Below are 24,462 nucleotides of genomic sequence, written 5' to 3'. Positions count from 1 at the left end.
CAAAAGTTAAATGAGTGGGAAACAGGCCCCGGAAATTCCGGGGCCTGCAAATTGCTCATATCTCAGATTGTACTGATCAGATGAGATTAGTCTTTGGCCAGTTCAACTGCTTCGACCAGACGCGAGACGGCTTCGTCAGACGACATGTCGGAGTTGAAGTGGGCAGTCACGACGTCAATGATCGCACCGGCAAGGTGGCCACGAAGGGCCATGCCATGTGCCATGGACGGAAGGAAACCACCGGCTTCCTGTGCGGCCTGGAGGTCAGCTTCGGACTTCTTGGCGCAATCGTCGAACTTATCAAGCGAAACGCCTGAACGTGCCGGGATCGAACCTTTGAGAAGGTTGAAGGTTTCCTGGAACTTCTCGCCAACAATCAGTTCGGCAAGCAGTTTCTGGCCTGCGACCTTGTCGTCGCCCGAAACGTTGAACATGGCAAAGCTGTCAACGTTGAACAGGTAGCCGTTTTCGGACGGGGTTGCTGCACAGATGAAGTCTTTGCCCGGTACTTTACCAGCAGCAAGGAATTCGCCTTTTGCCCAGTCACCCATGATCTGCATGGCGGCTTCGCCATTCATGACCATTGCGGTTGCAAGGTTCCAGTCACGACCCGGGAAGTCGGCATCGACATAACCACGGATTTTGCGCATCTGGTCAAACACCGCTTTCATGGTGTCGGAGTTCAGTGCGTCTTCGTCGAGATCAACCAGAGCACTCTGGAAGAATTCCGGGCCGCCAAGGCCAAGAACGACGGTTTCAAAGACAGTTGCGTCCTGCCACGGCTGACCACCATGGGCAACCGGCGTGATGCCAGCAGCCTGAAGTTTGTCAGCAAGGGCGTTGAACTCGTCCCAGGTGGTCGGTGCGGAATCGGCACCAACTTTTGCCAGAAGGGTCGGGTTTGCCCAGATCCAGTCAACGCGGTGTACGTTTACCGGAACAGCAACATAGTCGCCTTCGTATTTCATAACGTCCTGGATCGCAGCCGGGATAACGTCATCCCAACCTTCAGCAGCGGCAACGTCATTGAGATCAGCAAGGGCACCCTGTTCGGCCCATTCCTGAATTGCCGGGCCTTTAAGCTGAACAGCAGCCGGTGCATCACCCGACAGAACGCGCGAACGCAGAACGGTCATGGCTGCATCGCCAGCACCACCAGCGACCGGGCTATCAACCCAGGTGCCGCCATTGGCTTCAAAATCTTCTTTAAGGGATGCGACAGCTTTTGCTTCGCCGCCCGAAGTCCACCAGTGCAGAACTTCAGCGGTCGGCTCGGCATGAGCAAAGTTAGCAGTCGCGAGTGCAGAAAACGCCACACCAGTGGCGAGGATGGTTTTGCGCAGATACATCTAGGTTTCCTCCCTGGCTTTTAACCATTTGCAGCGACAACATGCTGCGAGAAGGGGCACAATGCATCCACAAAACTGTAACAGGGCGTTTCCAGATTGCGAACTGAAACACTTTGTTACAAAATTGGCAATATACATCGCTAATATATTGCAGAGCAGCAAAAACAATTAGGGCGTTTGTCGGCATTAAAGCTGTGACGCATCGGAATAAGTGCATTGAATTTGGTCGTGATTATCATGTGATAGCAGGGGAATAGAGGACGGCCATGTGGAATAACGCACCTGTTATCGACTGGATTGCCAAAGAAGGTCGCCTGATCGAGGATGCAAATGCATTCCTTGACCAACTGATGACGCGGATCAACGCCCAAGGATTTCATATTGCGCGCATGCGCTGCTCGATGGAGGCACTCCATCCGCAAGTCGCCGTCTGGTCGTTTCTGTGGGATCGCGAACACGGGGCCCGTCTGTGGGAGGCCACCCACGGCATTCATGAAAGCGGCTCTTACATCGGAAGTCCGGTCGAAGACGTTAACCTGCATGGGGGCCCGGTGCGCATTCACCTTGCCAGGGTCAATCCGGCCGATCATCACCCGCTTGTTGGCGAGCTGATCGGCATGGGGTTGACCGATTATTATTGTACGCGCATTCGGTTCAGCGGCGGACGCTGGTGCGTCATGACCATCGCAACAGATCAGCACGACGGTTTCGATGATAGCGAAATCGCCTGTTTTGAAGGATTACTGGACCACGTTGGCGGGGTGCTTGAACTGCATGTGACCAAACGGATCGAACATTCGTTGCTTGATACCTATTTGGGCGAACGCACCGGCGCGCGAGTCATGCATGGTCATATTCGTCGCGGCGACGGTGAAACCATTCGTGCAGCCCTTTGGTTCAGTGACGTGCGCGATTTCACGGTGATGACCGAAACCCTGTCGGTCGAACAGCTGCTTGACAGTCTTAATGTCTATTTTGAAACGGTTGAACGTGCCGTGCGCGCCCACGGTGGCGAGATTTTGCGTTTTGTCGGCGATGCGATGCTGATTGTCTTTGCCCAGGAAAACGATCAATCCGCCGAAAGTGTCTGTGAAAACGCCGTGCGTGCGGCCGAGGCCGCCTTGGCCGATCTGGAAAATGTCAACCGCAACCGTTTGAAAGAAGGGCTGCCAATCCTTCGCTTTGGCGTCGGGCTTCATTACGGCGAAGTGGTCTATGGCAATGTTGGCGGCACCCATCGACTGGATTTCACCGTAATGGGTGTGGCGGTAAACCGGACAGCCCGTCTGGAAAGTCTGACCAAACAGATCGGCACACCCTTGTTGATGTCAGATGTTCTGGCAAGCCACATCACCGAGCCGACGGTGTGCTGTGGTGACTTCGCAGTCAAAGGCGTTGCCGCGCCGCTTACCGTCCATGCCCTTCAATCGGCTTTGCCTTTTGCCAAGGTCGCAGAGGGTAACGCCTAGGCAGGGCATGGGGCAGTGCGTTTTGATCTGAAAATCCGGCGAAAATGCTGCGCTGCACTATGCGCGTTCAGGTATAATTCAGCTCAAAACATCATACTTAATCGCCGTATCAGCCACGGATTGTCGGGTATGATTTGTTCATATGAGTTTATCTGTGAATAAATGGCACAGATGATATGCATTTTTTGGTGGTTGAGGATCAAGTGGAATTTCGACATATTGCAACGCGAAGCAAGCTGATGAATGCGCCAGACAGTTGGAGGTCACCTCCAAGGCAGCATTCAAAATTGTAACCCAAGGAGGTTCAACATGTTCCTGTCCAGTATTCTTGTTGCTGTTCGCCGTTGGGCCTATGCACGCTCGGTCGCGAATGAACTTTACGGCCTTGATAAGCGCGATCTTGATGATGTCGGGATTTCCCAGTGGCAGATCAAAGACGTTGCTCGTAAAGCAGCACGTGACGCGATTGCATAACGCTCGCACCATATAGGCACCCGTCAATCGGGATTGCCAATGCGGAAGCCGGACACAAGTCCGGCTTTTTGTGTTTCTGGGGTAGACTCTGGGTCAAACCAATCCGGACAAAGTTACGCAGCGTATGGAAGCAATATTCTTGTGATTGCGAGTTCCGTTTTCATGCCGCTGGTTTGTTTCCGCATTTTAAATCTGTCCACCACACCTGACCCGAACGATGTCGTTGGGTGGTGCTGATGCGCCCACCAACCACAATCGTCTGGTTAAAGCGCGACTTGCGCCTGCATGATCATGCGGCGCTGAATGCGGCGATTGCTGCCGGATATCCGGTTGTGTTGCTTTATGTCTTCGAGCCCGATTATTGGCGCTTGCCAGACACATCGGCACGGCATTGGCAGTTTATCCGGGCGTCCCTGCATGAACTGGCGTCCGATGCCCGTGCGCTTGGTCAATCGCTTACCGTGCGGGTTGGCGATGTTGTTGATGTTTTGGCCGGGCTTGCCGACACATTCGATATCCGTGCCATTCACGCACACGAAGAAACCGGCAATCTCTGGACATTCAAACGTGATCTGGCCGTTTCGGATTGGGCGCGCCAAAAGGGCATTGCATTCCACGAACATCGTCAGTTTGCCGTCATCCGTGGCAGGCTTGATCGCGACCACTGGCACGGGGCATGGCAGGCGTTTTTTGCCAGCCCACCAACCGGGCAGGTGCGGTTTCAAACACCTGCTGTTGATCTTGATCCCGGCTCAATTCCCGAACATCCGGTGGCGCACCTTTCCGCACCTTGCAATGACCCGCAGGGTGGTGGACGGCGCGCGGGGATGCGGCTACTCGACAGTTTTCTTGGCTATCGCGGGCAGAGATATCACCGGGAAATGTCATCGCCCCGAACCGCGTTCGATAGCTGTTCACGGCTAAGTCCGCATATTGCCTATGGCACAGTATCCCTGCGCGAAATCATTCATGCCGTGCGTGAAAGACGGCGCGATATCCATGCCATGCCTGCAACGGATCGCCCCAAAGGGTTCCTTTCGGCGCTAAAGGCATATGAAAGCCGGCTGCACTGGCATTGTCATTTCGTCCAGAAGCTTGAAACCACACCGGGGATCGAGATTGAAAACCTGCATCCGGCCTATGATGGCTTGCGGCCTGATCATCCCGATGATCCAGGCCTTCTGGCGTGGAAAGCTGGCAAAACCGGATTTCCGTTTATTGATGCCTGCATGCGCGCCCTTGATCACACCGGCTGGATCAATTTCAGGATGCGCGCGATGCTTACAGCCTTTGTCAGCTACCAGCTTTGGCAACATTGGCGCGAACCTGCATTGCATCTTGCCCGGCAATTTGTCGATTACGAACCCGGCATTCATTACCCGCAAATTCAGATGCAATCAGGCACGACCGGGATCAACACGCCACGCATCTATAACCCGGTCAAACAATCTAATGATCAGGACCCCGATGGTGCGTTCATCCGCCGTTGGGTGCCGGAATTGCGTGACGTGCCGGACGCCTTCATTCATGAACCCTGGCGTCTTGCCCCGATTGAACAGATTGATCTGGGCGTTGAGATCGGAAAGCGTTATCCAGCGCCGATTGTCGATCACATGGCCGCCGCCCGACATGCCCGCACCAACATCTGGGCCATTCGCAAAAACGATGATTTCCGCGATCAGGCACAGCACATCGTCAAGCAGCACGGAAGCCGAACGTTTAAACAGAAACGGCCACCGGCCGGGCGCGATAAATCCGATCAACAGATCACGTTTGATTTCTAAGCTTCAGAAAAGGCTGCCTTATTCTGATCCGGTATCAAGCTTGCCATCATCAAGTTTGCTTAAAAACGCGTCGGCCTGTGCGATCAGATCGCGCTTTTTGTCGTCCTTCATGCGGGCCCAGTTGCGGTATGGCATGCCGAGGCGCGGATTGTTGCCAAGCTTGTCGGCGTTGCGATCCAAAAAGTGCCAATAAAGCGCGTTGAACGGACAGGCATCCGTGCCGGTATTGTTGCGCGGGTTGTACTGGCAGTCCTTACAGTAATCAGACATGCGGTCGATATATTTGCCACTGGCGGCATAGGGCTTTGATGCCATCTTGCCGCCATCGGCATAAAGCGCCATGCCAAAGGTGTTGGGAAGCTCAACCCACTCAAACGCGTCGATATAGACCGCCAGATACCAGTCGCAGACTTCTTTGGGATCAAGCCCGGCCAGCAGGGAAAAATTGCCAATCACCATCAAACGCTGAATGTGATGGGCATAAGCATTTTCAAGCGTTTCCCCAATCGCCTGTTTCAGGCAATTCATTGGCGCATCTCCATCCCAGAAAAAACCGGGCAGGGGGCGTTTGGCATCAAAATGATTACCGCTGCCGTAATCCGGACCAAGATACCAGTAAAGCCCGCGGACATATTCCCGCCAGCCAAGGATCTGGCGAATAAACCCCTCAACCGCGTTCAGCGGTGCCTTGCCCTCATGATAGGCCTTCTCGGCCGCCCGGCAGACTTCATCAGGCAACAACAGCCCGGTATTAAGGCACGGGCTGATCAGGGAATGATAAAGGGTGGCGCTTTTGACCGTCATCGCATCCTGGTAATCGCCAAACTGCGCCAAGCGATGCTTGATGAAATGATCAAGTGCCGCAAGCGCATCCTTGCGCGTGACCGGCCAGCCGAATGACGCAACATCCCCCAGCGCATCGGGAAAATCATCGCATACGCGATCAAGCAAACCTTGCGTGATCTTGTCAGGTGCAAATGTCTTTGGCGTTGGTGGCGTCACATCATCGGGCAGGCTTTTACGGTTATCGTGATCAAAGTTCCACTGCCCGCCAACCGGCTTGCCATCGGGTTCCATAAGAATGCCGGTATCGCGCCGCAAACCGCGATAGAAATACTCCATCCTCAGTTCCTTGCGGTCCTTGGCGAAATCCGCGAATGCTGAAAGCGGGGCAAAGAACCGGTCATCGGCGCGCACATCAACCGAGATATCGAGGTCTTCGGACCATGTATCGATTTCATGTTTGACCCGCCATTCACCGGGCTCGGTGATGATGACTTCCTTGATGTCGTGTTCGGTAACGGCCGCTTTCAGGGCATCGGTGAAGGATTTGGTCGGATGGTTTTGATAGTCAAAATACGCGACGTGAAATCCGTTTTCGCGCAATTCCTCGGCAAAGTGGCGCATCGCAGACAGGATCAGCACGATTTTTTGGCGGTGATGGGGGACATAGGTGGCCTCATCATGCGGCTCTGCCATGACGATCAGGTCCTGATTGGGATCGGCGTCCTTCAGGCTTGAAAGCGACGGTGTCAGTTGATCCCCAAGGATGAAACGAATGGTTTGAAAGTGCGGCTTCATGTTTTGCTTCAATCGATTGCACGGCAGTTGCGAGTCGTACGAAAACATCCGGGCACAAGATCTTTGCGAAGGGCAATTTCGCCGAACCGATTTTCATTCTCAGGGAAATCCGTGCGAATGATTTTTAGTCATTCACCCCAACTGGCTTATTTCGGAAAAATCGGCTAAATTATTGATAATGGTAATCAAAGGCGCGTTTTTTCCTTGAAACAAGCCGGGTGGATTCCCACTATCTGCATAGCCCAACCATCAGGAGAGCCATGATGAAAGGTGATCCCAAGATCATCACATATCTTAATCGCATTCTGACCAACCAGTTGACTGCGATTAACCAGTATTTCCTGCATGCCAGAATGCTGCGGGACTGGGGCGTGGAAGAAATGGGCGAGTATGAGTACAAGCTCTCGATCAAGGAAATGAAACGCGCTGACGACACGATTGAGCGCATTCTGTTTCTTGAAGGTCTTCCCAACCTCCAGAACCTCAACAAACTGATGATCGGCGAAAATGTCGAAGAGATCATCAGCTGTGACATGAAGTTTGAATTGGCGTCTCTGCCGCTTCTGCGCGAAGCCATCACCGCCTGTGAAAAGGCCGAGGACTTTGTGACGCGCGATCTGCTTGTGAAATTCCTGGAAGAACAGGAAGAGCACGTTGATTGGCTTGAGACCGAAGAATGGCAGCTCGAAAATGTCGGGATTGCAAACTACATCCAGAGCCGTTCAGGCGACGGCGACTAATCAGATCAGGAGTATTACGCCATGAAGGGTAGTAAAAAGGTCCTCGCCGCGCTGAACAAACAGCTCACTGCCGAACTGTCGGCGGCCGACCAGTACAACACACATGCTGAAATGTATGCCGATTGGGGGCTGCATTCGCTGTATGAACGCATGCATCACGAAAAGGATGAGGAACTCGAACACGCAAAGCGTTTGATCGAGCGTATCCTGTTCCTTGAAGGCGTGCCCGATACCGCATCGCGTGAACCGATCAAGATCGGCAAAACCGTGCCCGAGATGATGAAAAACGATCTCGAACACGAATATCATGTGATCAATCTTCTGAAAAAGGCGATCAAGATCGCCGAGGCAGAGGACGATTTCCAGACCCGTCAGATGCTGGTCGCACTGCTTGATGACAGCGAAGAAGATCACGCCTATTGGCTGGAACAGCAGATCCGCCTGATCGACATGATGGGCCTGCCGAACTACATCCAGTTCCGCGCAGCTGGCGAACCAAGCCCGGAAGGCTGATCATCAGCCAGCAAATAATTTTCAGAAGGCCCCGGCAATGTCCGGGGCTTTCTTTTTGGTATCAGAGGCTTAGCCCTGCGTTTTTATATGTCGCTTTTTTATCTTGACCTTCCAGTTGCTGGAAGGTCTATCGTGCCCCATATCTTGTAATAACCCCTTTTTTTGAGGTGCGTGATATGGATCGCCGAACAGACGAGTACGATACCGCAGCAGGCGGTGGGGCATCCGTGCAGCCGACTGCCAATACCAGCGAAGTGAACCTTGAGATCGAAGGCATGACCTGTGCAAACTGTGCGGGGCGCGTTGAAAAGGCCATTGCTGGTCTTGATGGTGTTTCTGATGTCACCGTGAACTTTGCACTCAACAGTGCAAATGTGCATTTTGACGACAGCAAGCTTGATACATCCAAAATCGCCGAGGCGGTGGCGGATTCAGGCTATAGCGTCGTGACCCGGCAGCTTTCCTTTGATGTCGATGGCATGACATGCGCGAACTGTGCCTTGCGGGTTGAAAAGGCACTTTCCGCATTGCCGGGCGTCACCGAAGCCAGTGTCAATTTCGCGCTGGAACGTGCCGATATCTCGGCAGTATCAGACAAGGTCAATGATGCCATCGCGATCAAGGCGATCGAGGATGCCGGCTATCACGCAACGTCACGCAATAAATCCGGATCCGAAGACGGTGACGCAGACGAGGCGGCCCGCAACGAAAAGAAACAGGACAAATCCCTGATCCTTCTTGCGGTATCGGCATTGCTGACCGCACCACTGGTTTTACAGATGGTCTGGATGAACCTTGGTGTGTCCTATCATCTGCCGGCATGGGTTGAACTTGCGCTTGCAACCCCGGTTCAGTTCTATATCGGTGCGCGCTTCTATCAGGGGGCCTACGCGGCCCTGCGCCATCGCAGCGCCAATATGGATGTGCTGGTCGCACTCGGGACATCGGCGGCCTATTTCCTCAGCCTCTATAACATGCTGACGGCCAATGCCGGTCAGACCCATCTTTACTTTGAAGCATCGGCTGCGATCATTACCCTGATCCTTGCGGGCAAAATCATGGAAGAACGCGCCAAACGCGGGGCATCAGCCGCCATTCGTGAATTGATGGCGCTGCGTCCACGGCGTGCGCGCAAGGTGGTCGCGGGCGAAGGCGAACAGGATGTTGCGATTGAAAGTCTTTCGGTCGGCGATATCGTTCGCGTCCTGCCGGGCGAACGTGTGCCGGTCGATGGCAAGGTTCATGCCGGTGAAAGTGAACTGGATGAAAGCCTGATCACCGGGGAAACCCGACCTGTGGCGCGCGTTAGTGGCGATACGGTCGTTGGTGGCGCGGTGAATGGCACCGGACGTCTTGAGATCGAAGTCAGTGCCGTTGGCGATGATACGACGCTGTCGCGCATCATTCGCCTGGTTGAAAAGGCCCAGACCGGCAAGGCCCCGGTTCAGAAGCTTGTCGACCGGGTATCGGCCGTCTTTGTGCCGATTGTGGTTGTCATTGCACTGCTGACCTTGGCCGCATGGTTGTTTACCGGCTTTGGCGCAGAGGCATCGATCGTTGCCGCCGTCTCCGTGCTGGTGATTGCATGTCCTTGTGCGCTTGGTCTGGCGACGCCGACTGCGCTGGTGGCTGGGACCGGCAGTGCTGCGCGCAACGGCATTCTGATCCGCAATTTCGAGGCACTTGAACAGGCCCACAATGTCGATACCGTCATCTTTGATAAAACCGGAACCCTGACGGAAGGTACGCCGACCGTGCGCGATATCTGCCCGGTTGAGGGTGTTGACCGTAATGAGTTGCTGCGCCTGACAGCAGCCGTTCAGGCCGCCAGTGAACATCCCCTGGCGCGTGCGGTTGTCTCGATCGCCAAGGATGAAGGCGTATCACTGCCTGATATCGATAACTTCAAGGGCAAAACCGGTGCCGGTGTCATGGCCGATGTCGAAAAGCACAAGATCGCCATTGGCAGCGAAGCCTTGCTGAGTGATCTTGATATCGCAGGTCCGCCGCAGGATCTGGCAAAGGACATCAAGAAACACGAAGGCGAAGGCAGAACCGTTATTCTGGTTGCGATTGATGGCACGTTTGCCGGTTACCTGACCCTTGAGGATCGCATTCGTGAAGGTGCCAAACAGGCGATTGCCGATCTGAAGGCACGCGGCATTTCATCGATCATGTTGTCGGGCGACAGTCAGGATGTCGCAAGCCATGTGGCGCGCGAACTTGGCCTGGAACGCGGCGAAGGCCGTATTCGCCCGCAGGACAAGGCACGTGAAGTCGAAAAACTCCGCAAGGAAGGCCGTCATGTCGCCATGGTTGGTGACGGCATCAATGATGCCCCGGCACTGGCGGCGGCCGATGTCGGTATCGCCATGGGCGGTGGCACCGATGTTGCCATGGAAACGGCTGGCATCACCCTGATGCGGTCTGATCCGGCACTTGTGTCTGCCGCGATTGATATTTCGATCGCCACGCGCCGCAAAATCGCACAGAACCTGTTCTGGGCCTTTGCCTATAACGTGGTGGGTGTTCCGTTGGCAGCATTCGGTGTTCTGAGCCCGGCGATTGCCGGTGCGGCGATGGCGCTCAGCTCCGTCTCGGTTGTTGGTAACTCGCTGACATTGCGGCGCTGGACAGTCCGGAAATAGGAGAGGGCGATGAACATTTCTGACGCCGCGACTGAATGCGGACTTCCGGCGAAAACCATCCGTTATTACGAGGATATCGGTCTGGTTTCGCCGGGGCGCCTGGCCAACGGGTATCGTGACTATGACGAAAATGATCTGCACAAATTGCGGTTCCTGCAACGTGCCCGCGGGCTGGGGTTTTCGGTCGAAGATTGCCGGGTGTTGCTGTCACTTTACGAGGACCGCAACCGTGCCTCTTCCGATGTAAAGGAAATCGCCAAAACCCATCTGGCAGAGATCGAACGCAAGATCGCCGAACTTCAAAGCCTGCGCGATACACTTTCCGACCTTGTGCAGTCCTGTCATGGCGATGATCGTCCGAACTGCCCGATCATCAATGATCTCGCCCGCAAGGCGTGATCCCGAAACACAAAAGAATGAGAGAGCACATTGAAGAATAAAGGTGTTATGGCGCTTGGCGCGCTTGTCGGTGCGGCGATTATGTATGGCATCGTCACATTCTTTGGCCCGGGCGGGATCGCGGATCAGGATGTGTCGTTGCGTCCCGATGATCTGCAACTGGTTGCGCAGGGCAAGAAGATCTATGACGCAAATTGTGCGTCCTGCCACGGTGCAAGACTTGAGGGCGAAGCCAATTGGCGGGAACGCGGTCCTGACGGTTTGCTTCCGGCGCCGCCCCACGACGAAACCGGCCATACCTGGCATCATCCCGATCAGGTGTTGTTTGAACTGACCAAATACGGACCGGCAGCAATGGCCGGGGGCGATTATAAATCAGCGATGCAGGGCTATGAGGGTGTGCTGAGCGACGAGGAAATCATTGCCAGCCTGTCTTATATCAAAAGCCGCTGGCCCAAGGACGTCATCGCACGGCACGACCAGATCAATCAATCTGCGGCCCAATAAGGCCTGAAGATCAAAAGACCCGCCTCGGACATGTCCAAGCGGGTCTTTTGATATACAGAGTTAACGATATCATGTTACGGCCGGGGCAGGGTAATGCGCACGGTCGTGCCCTTGCCAAGGTCGCTTTCGATACTAAGCCGACCACCATGCAGCTCCACCAGAAGCTTGGCCAGCGGCAGGCCAAGACCGGTGCCGACACTTTCCTTCACCCCGGATGGATGAAGCTGCGAGAACCGGGCCAGCGCCCGGGGAATGTCATTCGGGCTCATGCCGACACCATTATCCTCGATCGCAAAGGTGACGTCTTCGTCGGTTGTGGTCAGTCCGATGCGGATCTTGCCGTGTTCGGGTGTGAATTTTGCCGCATTACTCAGGATATTGATCAATATCTGTTTGAGTTTCAGCTTGTCACACAGCATCGATACCGGCTGTTCAGGCAGATCGAACTGCAATTGATGGCTGCGACGCGAAATATCATCCCCGACAAGTCGGGCGGCATCGCGTATTACCGAACCAAGGTCGGCCTCTTCAAGCTGCAAGGTCATCGAACCGGCCGACAGCTTTGACACGTCCAAAACATTATTGACCAGTTCAAGCAGATGCTTGCCCGCCTCGTAAACGTCGCGGCCACATTCGCGGTACCCGTCGGGGAGATCGCCAAGAACCCCGTGCGCAATCAGTTCGGAGTTGCCGATAATCGCATTAAGCGGTGTGCGCAATTCATGGCCCATATTGGCGATAAAGTCGGATTTTGACGCGTTGGCATCTGACTGATTGCGGTTTTGTTCCATCAAGGTGCGTTCGGCCTGTGCCTGACGGTCATTTTCAAGCAACGTCATCAGCACCGCGGTGCGCGTTTCATTGTTCTGGCAATATTCAAGCGGCGCGATGGAAAGATCGCAGACGTGGCTTTCCTTGGCGGCACCGACCAGAATGATATCGCCGCGCCAGGTCCGGCCCGAAGAAAACACATCTTCGATATCGCTCATCAGGCCTTTGGAAATGAAACCGGCCTTGCGGCCCAGCATGCGATCACGCGAAACGCCGATCAAACGCGCGATGGCCTCGTTACATTGCATAACGATGCCGTTGCGGTCGCATATGACGGCGGCATAGGGCAGGGCGTTCAGAACAACCTGGTCGGCCAATGGCACATTGGTTGAACCAATTGGTGTGTTGCTGGTCATGTCAGCCCGTGATCCCATAATAATCAGGTCGTCCGCTAAAAGCGGTCGATACCCAGCCCCGCCAGAGAGATGTCAGGGGTCTTGTCGCTGATGAGATCGGCGACTGCTTTTGCTGATCCGCAACTCATCGTCCAACCCAACGTCCCATGCCCCGTATTAAGGTATAGATTAGCATACTTCGTATCCCCAAGAACAGGGGCAGAATCAGGCGTTACCGGCCGCAAACCCGACCAGAAATCGATGCTGGAACGATCACCGGAATTCGGGAATAATTCCAGTGCTTTATCAACGATAAGTTTTTGGCGGCGTGGCGACATCCGCAGGTTATAGCCATCAAGCTCCGCCGTGCCTGCAACTCGAAGGTGTGTTCCAAGACGCGAATACACCATTTTCACACTGTCATCGATCAGGGCCGTTTCCGGTGCCCCGGAATAGCCGGTGGTATTGATGCTGATCGAGTATCCCTTGCACGGATAAATCGGCAATTTGATGCCAAGCGGGGCTAGCATCAACGGGCTGTAGCTGCCCAGACACACCAGAAATGCATCCGCATGGATGTCACCCTTGTCGGTTTGAACGCTGGTGATCTTGCGCTGATCATGTACAAGGCCGGTGATGTTGGTATTGAAGTGAAACGATGCGCCCTTGGCAATGCAATGTGCGCTCAGACGCTCGGTGAATTTACGTGCATCACCGCTTTCATCGTCGGGCGTAAAGCTGCCGCCTATGATCGGTGCTGTGGCATCGCGCAGGGCAGGCTCGATGGTAAGACATTCCTCGGACGATACAAGTCGACGTTTAAGCCCGTATTCCTGCATTTGGGCAGTGGCCTTTTCGACCGCGGCCATGTCTTGCTCAGTGCGGCAGATATGCAGGATGCCACGTGTGCTATGATCGTATTCAAGATCAAGCTCGTCGCGAAGCGCGCGCAGGCAATCGCGGCTATAGATCGCAACGCGAAGCGCCTTTTCCAGATTGATCTTGGCCCGTGCATCGGTGCAGTTGCGCAAGAACCGCAGGCCCCATGAAAACAGCTGCGGGTCAAAGCGCATTCGAAACAGAAGCGGCGCTTCTTCCCGGCCAAGCCAGCCCAGGATTTGCTTGGGCGTGGATGCATTCGCCCAGGGTGTGGCGTGACAGGCGGAAATCTGACCGCCATTGGCAAAGCTTGTTTCCTGCGCGCTGGCATGCCGGCGATCAACGACCGTAACCTGATGACCATTTTGCAAAAGATACCAGGCCGCCGTTGTCCCGATGACCCCGGCGCCCATGACGACTACATGCATGCGGGCAAAGCCTTGCTGCGGAAAGTTTCGTGTTGCGGTCTGATGGTCAGCCTTTCTGCCAACTATCCGACATGCGAATTTCGCTGCACTATAGTGGGGTGAAATTTAAATGGCTACAGTCGACTGGACCTGTTTTAAATGCTGTCTTGATAAACAACGCAGACCGGAAGTTCACGACAAGGATGACGGGGTGAAATGTTTGAAATCCTGACAACCGATCAAATGTACGAAGCAGACCGCCGCACAATCGAAGGCGGCATTCCCGGCGACGTTTTGATGCAAAATGCCGGTCGCGCCGTGTTTGAGGAAATCATCCGTCATTGGTCACCGCGTTCCGTATCGGTTTTGTGTGGCCCCGGCAACAACGGTGGTGACGGTTTTGCCATTGCCAAGCTTCTGCGCGATGAAGGCTGGTCGGTGCGTTTGGGGCTGATGGGCGATGTTGCTGACCTAAAAGGGGACGCGGCCTTGCATGCCGCCCGCTGGGAAGGGGCGACCGAACTTCTTTCACCCGCACTTGTTGTCGGCGCGGATCTGGTGGTTGATTGCATCTTCGGGGCCGGGCTTGCACGCGACATCACCGGCGATATCGCCGAACTTGTCACCACAATCAATTCAAGCCCGTGCAGCGTTGTTGCGGTCGATGTGCCATCGGGGGTTGATGGCAATACCGGTATGGTTCTGGGCGTTGCGGTGAAGGCCGACCTGACCGTGACGTTTTGTCGGGCGAAGCCCGGGCATTATCTTTTGCCGGGGCGTTTGATGTGCGGCGAACTGGCCGTGCGCGATATCGGCATCACCGATCAGACGGTGCTTGATATTGCGCCAGCCTGTTGGCGAAACGATCCGGTTTTGTGGCGGGCTGGCATCCATTGGCCTGGGCTTGAAGGCCACAAATACCATCGCGGGCATCTTTTGGCCTTTGGCGGCGCGACCATGACCGGGGCAACGCGCCTTGTGGCACGCGCCGCACGCCGATCCGGTGTGGGGCTTCTGACCATCGTGGCAGATGCGCAAGCATTGCCGATCTACGCATCGGATGCGCCGGGCAACATGACCGCCCCGATGTCTGCGTTTGATGCGCTTGTGAATGACTGTCGTCATAATGCCTTTGTCATCGGGCCGGGATTTGGCGTTGGTGATGATACCCTTGCCCTCGTTCTGAAACTTTTGCATCTGTGCCGGGCGACGGTGCTTGATGCCGATGCACTCACAAGCTTTGCCGAAGATCCGTCTACCTTGTGCTTTGCCGTGCAAGGCCCGACCGTCCTGACCCCGCATGAGGGCGAATTTGCCCGCCTGTTTCCCGATATCAACGGCGACAAGCTTTGTCGGGCACGCGCAGCGGCCAAACGCTGCAGCGCCACTGTCCTGATCAAGGGGGCTGATACGGTGATTGCTGCCCCCGACGGGCGGGCAGCCATCAGTGCGGTCGATGTGCCTTGGCTTGCAACCGCCGGGTCGGGTGATGTGTTGGCCGGGATCATTGGTGGTTTGATGGCACAGGGCATGGACAGTTTTGATGCCGCCTGCATGGGGGTATGGCTTCATGCACGAAGCGGGGCGGATATTGGGCCGGGACTGATCGCTGAAGACATCCCGGAACATCTTCCGGCTGTCTTGCGCGAACTGTGGCTGGCGTCACGTAAAAAGGCATGACGTGAACTAAGGTGAATAAGAAGTCGCCGCAGCCGCTGGCGCTTGCGGTATAATCACCCGATATAAAAACGGTATGGCGTGACGGGATAGAACATCACGCATTGAGGAAACGATTTGAAGTTCTTCTGATATCGGAGTGGGAGACAGGCATGTCTCAGACGTTTCTCGACAGAACCCTTGATAATCTTCGTGGCGCCTGGCGCGAACTGCGCGATAGCCCGGTGGTGCGTGGCCTTGGTTTTGATGAAAGCCAGACCCGCCAGGACCGTTGGCGCGAACAGATCGCCGATTGTCTGGCACGGCGGGGTGGGGCGGTATCGGCTCGTGCGCGTGCAGCCACCCTTGGGCATGATTTCTTGCGCCTTGATGATGCGGGGAAACGTGAATTCCTGCATCTTCTGGTCAATGAATTCGGGGTGGATCGCGACCGGGTTGCGGCTGTTATGGCCGATTGGACGGCGGCTGATGATCTGGCCGAACAGGCATTGCTTGAAACCGAACTGCGTGCCGCACTGGTGCCGCCATTCCGTTTGATCCTCAAGGAATTCAATTCATTACCACAAGGTGTGAAGTTCCTGGTTGATCTGCGCGCTGATCTTTTGCGCTGGCGCAAGGAAGCCCCGGGACTTGCCATTCTGGAACGCGATCTCAAGACACTGCTGGCAAGCTGGTTTGATATCGGCTTTCTGGAACTGAGCCGCATCACGTGGAATTCTCCGGCCGCACTGCTTGAAAAACTGATCGCCTATGAAGCGGTTCACGCCATTCAAAGCTGGGATGATCTTAAACGGCGACTGGCATCCGACCGGCGGTGTTTCGCCTTCTTCCATCCAGGGATGCCTGACGAGCCGCTTATTTTCGTGGAAGTCGCGCTTGTGAACGGCATTGCTGGCAACGTCGATGAACTGATCGAAAGCAAGGATGACGATTTGGGCGGCACGGAAAAGGCCCCCAAAAGCGAAACGAAGCCCGACACGGCGATCTTCTATTCTATTTCCAACGCGCAGGCCGGATTGGCGGGAATCAGCTTTGGCGATTTCCTGATCAAACGGGTGGTCGCCCAATTGCAGCGTGATCTGCCACATCTCAAACAATTTTCTACCCTGTCGCCGATACCGGCACTGCGCAGCTGGATGGACCGGCAGCTTGATGCCATGGCCAAGGGCGAGGAAACCGGCCTGCCCAAGGCGATTGAGGCCGCCTTGACCGATTGCGATGACTTGCTGGGGCCAAAACCACCTGCCACCAGCCCGGACGGGGTTTCGGAGCGCACACGCGCAAATATCGAGTACCTGACGGCGTGGTATCTTTTGAATGCCAAGCGTCCCGGCATGGACACCGCCTTTGACCCGGTCGCGCATTTTCATCTGAGCAACGGTGCGCGGGTAGAACGGTTGAACTGGAACGGCAATGCCAAGGAAAATGGCTGGAACCAGTCATTCGGGATGATGGTGAACTATCTCTATGACCTTTCGACCATCGAAAAAAATCACGAAAGTTACGTCGGGCAGGGCAAAATCGCGGTTTCCAGTGCTGTAAAACGTCATTTCCGCTAGGGTTGCGTCACCGGAAATCGGCTGATTGCCCCCGATTTAGGCCCTGTTTGATGGATATTTTCGACAAGATTGCGTTTGTCGAAAAGGCGATGCTTGCATGAGGGGATCGAAGTTTGTATTAAGGCGCACTCATTCCGGTGTGACCGGAGTGATTTCTATGCTTGTGTGCGGGTGTGGCGGAACTGGTAGACGCGCTGGATTTAGGTTCCAGTGGAGCAATCCGTGGGGGTTCGAGTCCCTTCACCCGTACCATAAGCAGGCTTAAAATTTGACCGGGTACCATATTCGTTTAGTCGTATTGACTTTCTGACGTCCGGACTGCGTCGCGTAACGGACATTATTCGAACCAAGCAAAAGAGTTATCTATGCAGGTTACTGAAACCAAAAACGAAGGCCTGGCGCGCGAGTTCAAAGTCGTCGTGCCCGCCGCACATATCGAAGAAAAAGTCGTCGCCAAACTTGACGAGATCAAGGATCAGGTTCGCCTGCCGGGCTTCCGTCCGGGCAAGATTCCGGCGAAACTCCTGCGTCAGCGTTACGGCCAGGCTGTCATGGGCGAAGTCCTTGAAGCCGCTGTCAACGAAAACACCGGCAAGGTTCTGAACGACAATGACTTGCGCCCGGCTGTTCAGCCGAAAATCGAAGTCACCAAATTCGATGAAGGCGGCGATCTGGAATTCGACATCGCAGTCGAAATCATCCCGGCTATCGAAGCAATGGACTTCAAAAAGCTGAAGCTGACCCGTGAAGTCGTTGAACTTGACGACAGCAAGGTGAACGAAACCCTCGAGCGCATCGCATCCGCACAGGGTACGACCGCACCGCTCGCACGCAAGCGCAAGTCCAAAGCCGGTGACGTTGTTGTTATCGACTTCCTGGGCAAAATCGATGGTGAAGCGTTCGAAGGCGGCAAAGCCGAAGATTACGAACTCGAACTCGGTTCGGGTTCCTTCATCGAAGGTTTCGAAGATCAGCTGACCGGTGTGAACGCTGGTGACGAAGTCGTCGTCAAAGTGAAATTCCCGGAAGCTTACGGTGCTGCCGAACTCGCAGGCAAAGACGCTGAGTTCGACGTAACCGTCAAGGAAATCAAGGAAAAGAAACCGGCTGAGCTGGATGATGAACTGGCCAAGAAACTCGGTCAGGACAGCCTTGAGTCCCTTAAAGAAGCGATCCGCAAGGACTTTGGCCGCGAATACGAATCGGTTTCCCGTCAGAAAATGAAGCGTCAGCTTCTTGACGCGCTGGCTGAAAACCACAGCTTCGAACTGCCGAAGTCGCTCGTTGAAAACGAACTCGAAGGCATCATCGGCCAGATCAAACAGGCCCGTGAAGCTGGACAGGAAGACGACGAAACCAAAGGCAAGTCCGAAGAAGAGCTGACCGAAGAGTTCCGCGAAATCGCAGAACGTCGCGTTCTTCTGGGTCTTCTGCTTGCAGAAGTCGGCCGTGAGAATGAGATCCAGGTCACTCAGGAAGACGTCAACAAGGTCCTCGTTGCCGAAGCCCAGAAATATCCGGGTCAGGAACAGCAGGTTATCGAATTCTATAAAAATAACCCGCAGGCCTTGCAGGCGCTTCAGGGCCCTGTATATGAAGACAAGGTCGTTGATTACATCGTCGAACTCGCCAAGGTAGAAGAAAAAACCGTTTCGGTTGAAGACCTTCTGAAGCCGGAAGAGGAAGACGAAGCTCCGAAGAAGAAATCGGCTGCTAAGAAAGCACCGGCGAAAAAGGACGCAGAGAAAAAGGCTCCGGCTAAAAAAGCCCCGGCCAAGAAAGCTGCAGCCAAAAAGCCGGCCGCTAAAAAAGCTGCTGACAAATCCGAAGACAAGTAATCCGGCCGGACACGGTTTAGGATCATGCAGGGAGATTGCAGTTGATGATTGAAGAACGGATGAATTCGCTTGTACCGATGGTCGTTGAACAGACCAGCCGTGGCGAGCGTGCCTATGACATCTTTTCGCGCCTTCTTAAGGAGCGCATCGTTTTCATCAACGGTCAGGTCCATGACGGCATGTCGTCACTGATCTGTGCGCAGTTGCTGCATCTCGAATCGGAAAATCCGGATAAGGATATCTCGCTTTACATCAACTCACCGGGCGGTGTTGTGACCTCGGGTCTCGCCATCTATGACACCATGCAGTACATCCGTTGCGATGTCTCGACGGTGTGCATGGGGCAGGCGGCATCCATGGGGTCGCTGCTTCTGATGGCCGGTGCAAAAGGCAAGCGTTACTGCCTGCCCAATGCACGCGTCATGATCCACCAGCCGTCTGGCGGCTTCCAGGGTCAGGCATCGGACATCGAAATTCATGCCCGTGAAATTCTGGCTCTGCGTCAGCGTCTTAACGAGATCTATGTCGAACATACCGGCCGCGATCTCAAGACCATCGAAGACGCAATGGAACGTGATAACTTCCTCACCCCTGATCAGGCCAAGGAATTTGGTCTGATCGACGAGGTCGTTACATCGCGTCCGAAGCCGGAAAGTGATGAAAAGAAAGACTGATCACTCAGGTGTGATTGGTGGAAACGCCCCGGTGATCGGCCGGGGCGTTTTTTTATGTCTTGCCTCATGGCAGTTTTAAGTCATAGACAAGAGTATGTGCAGGCTTGGGCGTTATTGTTCGGAACTTGCTGGCCGCCCGAACGTTTGGGTGATTAATGCAAGGGGTTTCGCAACCAAGATAGCGAACCCATATCAAACATGACGCCATAAAGCCGAAAAGCGCAGATTAAACGTTGAGATCGGTATCGTTTACCGGCTAACATGGCGATAAAAGATAACGTCAAACGTAATTGGGGTTTGTATGAGCAAATCGAATAGCGGGGACTCCAAGAACACTCTGTACTGTTCTTTCTGTGGAAAGAGCCAGCACGAGGTTCGCAAGCTCATCGCCGGTCCAACCGTGTTCATCTGTGATGAATGCGTAGAGCTTTGCATGGACATCATCCGCGAAGAGCACAAAACACATCTCGTCAAATCGGCAGACGGGGTGCCTTCTCCGCAAGAGATTTGCAAGGTCCTTGATGACTATGTCATCGGTCAGGGCCATGCGAAGAAAGTTCTCTCGGTCGCGGTTCACAACCATTACAAGCGCCTGCACCATTCCAGCAAGAATGAAGACATCGAGCTGGCAAAATCGAACATCATGCTGGTTGGTCCGACCGGTTGCGGTAAAACGCTTCTGGCCCAGACCCTGGCACGTATTCTTGATGTGCCGTTCACCATGGCGGATGCCACCACCCTGACCGAAGCCGGTTATGTGGGTGAGGATGTCGAAAACATCATTCTCAAGCTGCTGCAGGCTGCTGACTACAATGTCGAGCGGGCCCAGCGCGGCATCGTCTATATCGACGAAGTCGACAAGATTTCGCGCAAGTCTGACAACCCGTCCATCACCCGTGATGTATCGGGCGAGGGCGTGCAGCAGGCATTGCTCAAGATCATGGAAGGCACTGTTGCTTCCGTTCCGCCGCAGGGCGGCCGGAAACATCCGCAACAGGAATTCCTGCAGGTCGACACCACCAATATCCTGTTCATCGTCGGCGGCGCGTTCGCTGGCCTGGACAAGGTGATTTCCCAGCGTGGCAGGGGCAGCGCAATCGGCTTTGGTGCTGATGTCCGCGGCCCTGATGAACGCCGTGCTGGTGATGTTCTGCGCGAAGTCGAGCCGGAAGATCTTTTGAAGTTCGGTCTTATTCCGGAATTCATTGGTCGTCTGCCGGTTCTGGCAACGCTCGAAGACCTCGATAACGAAGCTCTGGTCCAGATTTTGACCGAGCCGAAAAACGCACTGATCAAGCAGTATCAGCGCCTGTTCGATATGGAAGACGTGAAACTCACCTTCCAGACGGATGCGCTCAAGGCGATTGCCGACAAGGCAATTGAACGCAAGACCGGTGCGCGTGGTTTGCGCTCGATCATGGAAGGCATCCTGCTTGAAACCATGTTCGATCTGCCGACCATGGAAAGTGTCGAGGAAATCGTCATCAACGCTGACGTCGTTAATGGAAAGGCAAAGCCGTTGCTGATCCATGCAGAACGTCGTGAAGGTGTTGAAAATACTGCCTGAACGTAATTCCCGCACCGGCAACTATTGCGGTGCGGGAAATCCGGATTATCTAACGATTATCTAAAACATGTTCGCGTTGCTGGCGGGGCCTATGGCAGGACCGCACAGCAGCGTTACGGCTCAGAGTAGGGAAAGAACATAATGGTCGAATTGGCGCGTGGCGAAATATACCCGGTGCTGCCGTTGCGTGACATTGTCGTGTTCCCGCACATGATTGTTCCGCTTTTTGTCGGACGTGAAAAATCGGTGCGTGCACTCGAAGATGTGATGCGCGAAGACAAGCAGATCCTGCTTGTCACCCAGAAAGACGCCGGTCTCGATGACCCGGCTGTCGAAGATCTCTATGAAATTGGTACTGTCGCAACTGTCTTGCAGCTTCTCAAGCTACCGGACGGAACCGTCAAGGTATTGGTTGAAGGCGGAAAACGTGCCGAAATTACCGGCTACGTTGATAACCCGGAATTCTTCCAGGCTTATGGTTCGGTGCGTGAAGACAGTGACGAGGATGACAGCGAACTCGAAGCGCTGGCCCGTTCGGTCGTCACCCAGTTCGAACAGTACATCAAGCTGAATAAGAAAATTCCGCCTGAAGTTCTGGTTTCGGTCAATCAGATCGAAGAACCGGCCAAGCTTGCCGATACGGTGGCATCCCACCTGTCGCTCAAGATTTCCGAAAAGCAGGAATTGCTGGAAACCAAGCTGGTTGGCGATCGTCTGGAACGTATTTTCGGCTTCATGGAATCCGAAATTGGCGTGTTGCAGGTTGAAAAGAAAATCCGCAACCGCGTCAAACGCCAGATGGAGAAAACCCAGCGCGAGTACTATCTGAATGAGCAGCTCAAAGCCATTCAGAAGGAACTGGGCGAGGGCGAAGATGGCAAGGATGAAGCTTCTGAAATCGAAGAGAAGCTGAACAAGGCCAAAATGCCCAAGGAAGCCAAGGAAAAGGCACAGGCAGAGCTCAAGAAACTGCGCAATATGAGCCCGATGTCGGCAGAAGCCACCGTGGTGCGCAACTATCTTGACTGGATGGTGTCTATTCCCTGGAACAAGCGTTCGCGTGTTTCCCATGACCTGAAAAAGGCCAAGAAGGTGCTTGATAAGGAGCATTACGGTCTGGAAAAGGTCAAGGAACGCATCCTTGAATATCTTGCGGTTCAGGCGCGTACCAAAAAGGTCAAAGGGCCGATCCTTTGCCTCGTTGGTCCTCCCGGTGTTGGTAAAACATCGCTTGGCAAGTCCATGGCCAATGCGACCGGGCGTAGCTTTGTGCGCATGTCACTCGGTGGGGTTCGCGATGAATCCGAAATCCGCGGTCACCGCCGGACCTATATCGGGTCGATGCCGGGCAAGATTGTCCAGGGCATGAAAAAGGCGAAATATTCCAACCCGCTCTTCCTTCTCGACGAGATCGAAAAGATGGGTTCGGACTTCCGCGGCGATCCGGCCTCGGCCCTGCTTGAGGTATTGGATCCGGAACAGAACTCGACCTTTAACGATCACTATCTCGAAGTCGATTACGATCTTTCGGATGTGATGTTTGTCACCACGGCCAACTCGCTTCGCATGCAGCAGCCGCTGCTTGACCGTATGGAAGTCATCCGGATTTCCGGTTACACCGAAGACGAGAAAGTCGAGATCGCCAAACGTCACCTCATTCCCAAACAGGTCAAGGATAACGGCCTGAAGAAGGGGGAATGGAGTATCTCGGACGAGGCACTTCGTGATCTGATCCGCTATTACACCCGTGAAGCCGGTGTGCGTAGCCTCGAACGTGAATTGGCCAAGCTGGCCCGTAAGGCGACCAAGCGTATCATGCTTGAAAACCTGAAAACGGTTCGTGTCACCCCGCGCACACTTGGCAAATATGCCGGTATCCGCAAGTTCCGCTTCGGCGAGACCGAGGGTGAAGATCAGGTCGGTGTTGTTACCGGTCTTGCCTATACCGAGTTCGGTGGTGATTTGCTTCAGATCGAATCTGTTACCGTCCCGGGCAAGGGCAACATGAAAACCACCGGTAAACTCGGTGAAGTCATGACGGAATCGATTCAGGCGGCGACCTCGTTTGTCCGTTCGCGTGCGGTTGATTTCGGGATCAAGCCGACCCTGTTCCAGAAACGGGATATCCACGTTCACGTACCAGAAGGTGCCACCCCCAAAGACGGCCCGTCGGCCGGCGTTGGTATGGTGACCTCGGTTGTTTCGGTTCTGACCGGCAACCCGGTACGCAAGGACGTTGCGATGACCGGCGAAGTCACGCTGCGTGGCCGTGTGCTTGCGATTGGCGGTTTGAAAGAAAAGCTCTTGGCTGCGTTGCGCGGCGGGGTGAAAACCGTTCTGATCCCGCAGGAAAACGAAAAGGATCTCGAAGAGATTCCGGACAATGTCAAACGCGGCATGGAAATCATTCCGGTGTCGCATGTTGACGAAGTTCTGAGCCACGCCTTGGTCAATCCGCTTGTCCCGATCGAGTGGGAAGAAGAGGTTGATGACGTTGCTGTCAAATCCAAGGACGGCGAAGAATCGGAAATCGGCGGTGTGACGACTCACTAGGGATCGTCAGAACGCGCAGAAAACAAGGGGGCCGACACTGTCGGCCCCCTTTTTCTGTGGATAACTTTGCCCAAGAATCGGCGCAGGAACATGTCGGGATTGGTGTAAAGCGCAAAAAATCGAAAAAAACGTCAAAAACCGCAGAAAACTGCGTCTCTCGCATTGACGAGCTGTTTGCGACCTGCTTACACTGCCCATGCAACAGGTTTGGGGCAAACCAAATTTCCTCATAACTCCGAACGTCCAAACAAGGGGGCCAGGAAGTGAATAAAAACGATCTCGTTGGAAGTGTAGCTGCTAAAGCTGATCTGTCCAAAGCTGACGCTGCCAAGGCAGTAGACGCTGTTTTCGATTCCATCACCGATTCTCTGAAATCCGGCGACGAAGTTCGTCTGGTTGGTTTCGGTACCTTCGCTGTCGCTGCTCGCGCTGCTTCAAAAGGTCGCAACCCGCGCACCGGTGAAGAAATCGACATCCCGGCATCGAAACAGCCGAAGTTCAAGGCTGGTAAAGGCCTTAAGGACGCCGTCAACTAAGTTTGACGATGTTCAGCTAAAAAATGCCGGTGACTTGCGTCACCGGCATTGCTTTTTGGAAAATCCATGCTATCTTCCGCTCCGCTTCGGGGCAATGGACCCCAAGAAGACGGGTGATTAGCTCAGCTGGTTAGAGCATCTC

19 protein-coding genes and 1 tRNA gene are annotated in these 24,462 nt (G+C 54.5%); 16 read left to right on the top strand and 4 right to left on the bottom strand.

Going from position 1 to position 24,462, the window contains the following annotated elements; translation table 11 throughout:
• Positions 1-86 precede the first annotated feature (86 nt).
• Positions 87-1,349, bottom strand: coding sequence for an ABC transporter substrate-binding protein (locus tag TH2_RS17790; protein ID WP_008891831.1), 1,263 nt, complete (start codon positions 1,347-1,349; stop codon positions 87-89).
• Between the two features lie 266 nt (positions 1,350-1,615).
• Here TH2_RS17790 and TH2_RS17785 point away from each other — a divergent pair, with 266 nt between their 5' ends.
• The 3 genes from TH2_RS17785 to TH2_RS17780 all read left to right on the top strand — a co-directional run bounded on the left by TH2_RS17785 (position 1,616) and on the right by TH2_RS17780 (position 5,076).
• Entirely contained in the window at positions 1,616-2,818 is a 1,203-nt protein-coding gene (locus TH2_RS17785; protein WP_008891830.1) for an adenylate/guanylate cyclase domain-containing protein, read from the top strand.
• Between the two features lie 309 nt (positions 2,819-3,127).
• Positions 3,128-3,292, top strand: coding sequence for a DUF1127 domain-containing protein (locus tag TH2_RS20810; RefSeq protein WP_008891829.1), 165 nt, complete (start codon positions 3,128-3,130; stop codon positions 3,290-3,292).
• Positions 3,293-3,528: 236 nt separating this feature from the next.
• Positions 3,529-5,076 carry a cryptochrome/deoxyribodipyrimidine photo-lyase family protein gene (locus TH2_RS17780; protein WP_040824574.1) on the top strand — a complete coding sequence of 516 codons (1,548 nt, stop codon included), beginning with the start codon at positions 3,529-3,531 and terminating at the stop codon, positions 5,074-5,076.
• Between the two features lie 18 nt (positions 5,077-5,094).
• Here the strand turns inward: TH2_RS17780 and TH2_RS17775 are convergent, their stop codons facing one another.
• The gene (locus TH2_RS17775) at positions 5,095-6,657 is read right to left on the bottom strand and encodes a cryptochrome/photolyase family protein (RefSeq protein ID WP_040824548.1); all 1,563 of its coding nucleotides are present in this window, start codon (positions 6,655-6,657) and stop codon (positions 5,095-5,097) included.
• 263 nt (positions 6,658-6,920) lie between these two features.
• Here TH2_RS17775 and bfr (TH2_RS17770) point away from each other — a divergent pair, with 263 nt between their 5' ends.
• The 5 genes from bfr (TH2_RS17770) to TH2_RS17750 all read left to right on the top strand — a co-directional run bounded on the left by bfr (TH2_RS17770) (position 6,921) and on the right by TH2_RS17750 (position 11,464).
• Positions 6,921-7,397, top strand: a complete 477-nt coding sequence (gene bfr, locus TH2_RS17770) for a bacterioferritin (RefSeq protein WP_008891826.1) — start codon at positions 6,921-6,923, stop codon at positions 7,395-7,397.
• 21 nt (positions 7,398-7,418) lie between these two features.
• Complete coding sequence (gene bfr / locus TH2_RS17765) at positions 7,419-7,910, top strand: bacterioferritin (RefSeq protein WP_008891825.1); 492 nt, start codon at positions 7,419-7,421, stop codon at positions 7,908-7,910.
• A 176-nt stretch (positions 7,911-8,086) separates the two neighbouring features.
• Positions 8,087-10,558, top strand: a complete 2,472-nt coding sequence (locus TH2_RS17760) for a heavy metal translocating P-type ATPase (RefSeq protein ID WP_008891824.1) — start codon at positions 8,087-8,089, stop codon at positions 10,556-10,558.
• A 9-nt stretch (positions 10,559-10,567) separates the two neighbouring features.
• Positions 10,568-10,957, top strand: coding sequence for a Cu(I)-responsive transcriptional regulator (gene cueR / locus TH2_RS17755; protein ID WP_008891823.1), 390 nt, complete (start codon positions 10,568-10,570; stop codon positions 10,955-10,957).
• A 30-nt stretch (positions 10,958-10,987) separates the two neighbouring features.
• A complete protein-coding gene (locus TH2_RS17750) occupies positions 10,988-11,464 on the top strand; it encodes a c-type cytochrome (protein WP_238538731.1) in 477 nt (158 codons plus the stop codon).
• 74 nt (positions 11,465-11,538) lie between these two features.
• Here TH2_RS17750 and TH2_RS17745 read toward each other — a convergent pair whose 3' ends face one another.
• Both TH2_RS17745 and TH2_RS17740 read right to left on the bottom strand, forming a co-directional pair.
• Positions 11,539-12,651 (bottom strand): sensor histidine kinase, encoded by a 1,113-nt coding sequence (locus tag TH2_RS17745; protein ID WP_008891821.1) that lies wholly within the window; start codon positions 12,649-12,651, stop codon positions 11,539-11,541.
• Between the two features lie 35 nt (positions 12,652-12,686).
• Positions 12,687-13,937: a D-amino acid dehydrogenase gene (locus TH2_RS17740; protein ID WP_008891820.1), complete on the bottom strand. Its 1,251-nt coding sequence runs from the start codon at positions 13,935-13,937 to the stop codon at positions 12,687-12,689.
• Between the two features lie 195 nt (positions 13,938-14,132).
• Here TH2_RS17740 and TH2_RS17735 point away from each other — a divergent pair, with 195 nt between their 5' ends.
• The 8 genes from TH2_RS17735 to TH2_RS17700 all read left to right on the top strand — a co-directional run bounded on the left by TH2_RS17735 (position 14,133) and on the right by TH2_RS17700 (position 24,320).
• Positions 14,133-15,596 carry a bifunctional ADP-dependent NAD(P)H-hydrate dehydratase/NAD(P)H-hydrate epimerase gene (locus tag TH2_RS17735; protein ID WP_008891819.1) on the top strand — a complete coding sequence of 488 codons (1,464 nt, stop codon included), beginning with the start codon at positions 14,133-14,135 and terminating at the stop codon, positions 15,594-15,596.
• Positions 15,597-15,745: 149 nt separating this feature from the next.
• Complete coding sequence (locus TH2_RS17730; protein WP_008891818.1) at positions 15,746-17,152, top strand: malonyl-CoA decarboxylase; 1,407 nt, start codon at positions 15,746-15,748, stop codon at positions 17,150-17,152.
• Between the two features lie 167 nt (positions 17,153-17,319).
• A tRNA-Leu gene (locus TH2_RS17725) sits at positions 17,320-17,404 on the top strand.
• 113 nt (positions 17,405-17,517) lie between these two features.
• On the top strand, positions 17,518-18,990 hold the full coding sequence (gene tig / locus TH2_RS17720; protein ID WP_008891817.1) for a trigger factor: 1,473 nt from the start codon (positions 17,518-17,520) through the stop codon (positions 18,988-18,990).
• Positions 18,991-19,034: 44 nt separating this feature from the next.
• On the top strand, positions 19,035-19,664 hold the full coding sequence (gene clpP / locus TH2_RS17715; protein ID WP_008891816.1) for an ATP-dependent Clp endopeptidase proteolytic subunit ClpP: 630 nt from the start codon (positions 19,035-19,037) through the stop codon (positions 19,662-19,664).
• Positions 19,665-19,965: 301 nt separating this feature from the next.
• Positions 19,966-21,231, top strand: a complete 1,266-nt coding sequence (gene clpX / locus TH2_RS17710; RefSeq protein WP_008891815.1) for an ATP-dependent Clp protease ATP-binding subunit ClpX — start codon at positions 19,966-19,968, stop codon at positions 21,229-21,231.
• Between the two features lie 141 nt (positions 21,232-21,372).
• Positions 21,373-23,784 (top strand): endopeptidase La, encoded by a 2,412-nt coding sequence (gene lon, locus TH2_RS17705; RefSeq protein WP_008891814.1) that lies wholly within the window; start codon positions 21,373-21,375, stop codon positions 23,782-23,784.
• A 263-nt stretch (positions 23,785-24,047) separates the two neighbouring features.
• Positions 24,048-24,320: an HU family DNA-binding protein gene (locus TH2_RS17700; RefSeq protein ID WP_008891813.1), complete on the top strand. Its 273-nt coding sequence runs from the start codon at positions 24,048-24,050 to the stop codon at positions 24,318-24,320.
• Positions 24,321-24,462 lie beyond the last annotated feature (142 nt).

The sequence above is a fragment of the Thalassospira profundimaris WP0211 genome (assembly GCF_000300275.1).
Taxonomy (GTDB): domain Bacteria; phylum Pseudomonadota; class Alphaproteobacteria; order Rhodospirillales; family Thalassospiraceae; genus Thalassospira; species Thalassospira profundimaris.
The sequence above is the reverse complement of the archived record's forward strand: the minus strand, read 5'-3'. Positions and strand labels throughout refer to the sequence as shown.

Bases quoted from the DNA above. Each gene is read 5' to 3' on its own strand.
- TH2_RS17790 (WP_008891831.1), bottom strand. From the start codon at position 1,349: ATGTATCTGCGCAAAACCATCCTCGCCACTGGTGTGGCGTTTTCTGCA.
- TH2_RS17785 (WP_008891830.1), top strand. From the start codon at position 1,616: ATGTGGAATAACGCACCTGTTATCGACTGGATTGCCAAAGAAGGTCGC.
- TH2_RS20810 (WP_008891829.1), top strand. From the start codon at position 3,128: ATGTTCCTGTCCAGTATTCTTGTTGCTGTTCGCCGTTGGGCCTATGCA.
- TH2_RS17780 (WP_040824574.1), top strand. From the start codon at position 3,529: ATGCGCCCACCAACCACAATCGTCTGGTTAAAGCGCGACTTGCGCCTG.
- TH2_RS17775 (WP_040824548.1), bottom strand. From the start codon at position 6,657: ATGAAGCCGCACTTTCAAACCATTCGTTTCATCCTTGGGGATCAACTG.
- bfr (WP_008891826.1), top strand. From the start codon at position 6,921: ATGAAAGGTGATCCCAAGATCATCACATATCTTAATCGCATTCTGACC.
- bfr (WP_008891825.1), top strand. From the start codon at position 7,419: ATGAAGGGTAGTAAAAAGGTCCTCGCCGCGCTGAACAAACAGCTCACT.
- TH2_RS17760 (WP_008891824.1), top strand. From the start codon at position 8,087: ATGGATCGCCGAACAGACGAGTACGATACCGCAGCAGGCGGTGGGGCA.
- cueR (WP_008891823.1), top strand. From the start codon at position 10,568: ATGAACATTTCTGACGCCGCGACTGAATGCGGACTTCCGGCGAAAACC.
- TH2_RS17745 (WP_008891821.1), bottom strand. From the start codon at position 12,651: ATGACCAGCAACACACCAATTGGTTCAACCAATGTGCCATTGGCCGAC.
- TH2_RS17740 (WP_008891820.1), bottom strand. From the start codon at position 13,937: ATGCATGTAGTCGTCATGGGCGCCGGGGTCATCGGGACAACGGCGGCC.
- TH2_RS17735 (WP_008891819.1), top strand. From the start codon at position 14,133: ATGTTTGAAATCCTGACAACCGATCAAATGTACGAAGCAGACCGCCGC.
- TH2_RS17730 (WP_008891818.1), top strand. From the start codon at position 15,746: ATGTCTCAGACGTTTCTCGACAGAACCCTTGATAATCTTCGTGGCGCC.
- tig (WP_008891817.1), top strand. From the start codon at position 17,518: ATGCAGGTTACTGAAACCAAAAACGAAGGCCTGGCGCGCGAGTTCAAA.
- clpP (WP_008891816.1), top strand. From the start codon at position 19,035: ATGATTGAAGAACGGATGAATTCGCTTGTACCGATGGTCGTTGAACAG.
- clpX (WP_008891815.1), top strand. From the start codon at position 19,966: ATGAGCAAATCGAATAGCGGGGACTCCAAGAACACTCTGTACTGTTCT.
- lon (WP_008891814.1), top strand. From the start codon at position 21,373: ATGGTCGAATTGGCGCGTGGCGAAATATACCCGGTGCTGCCGTTGCGT.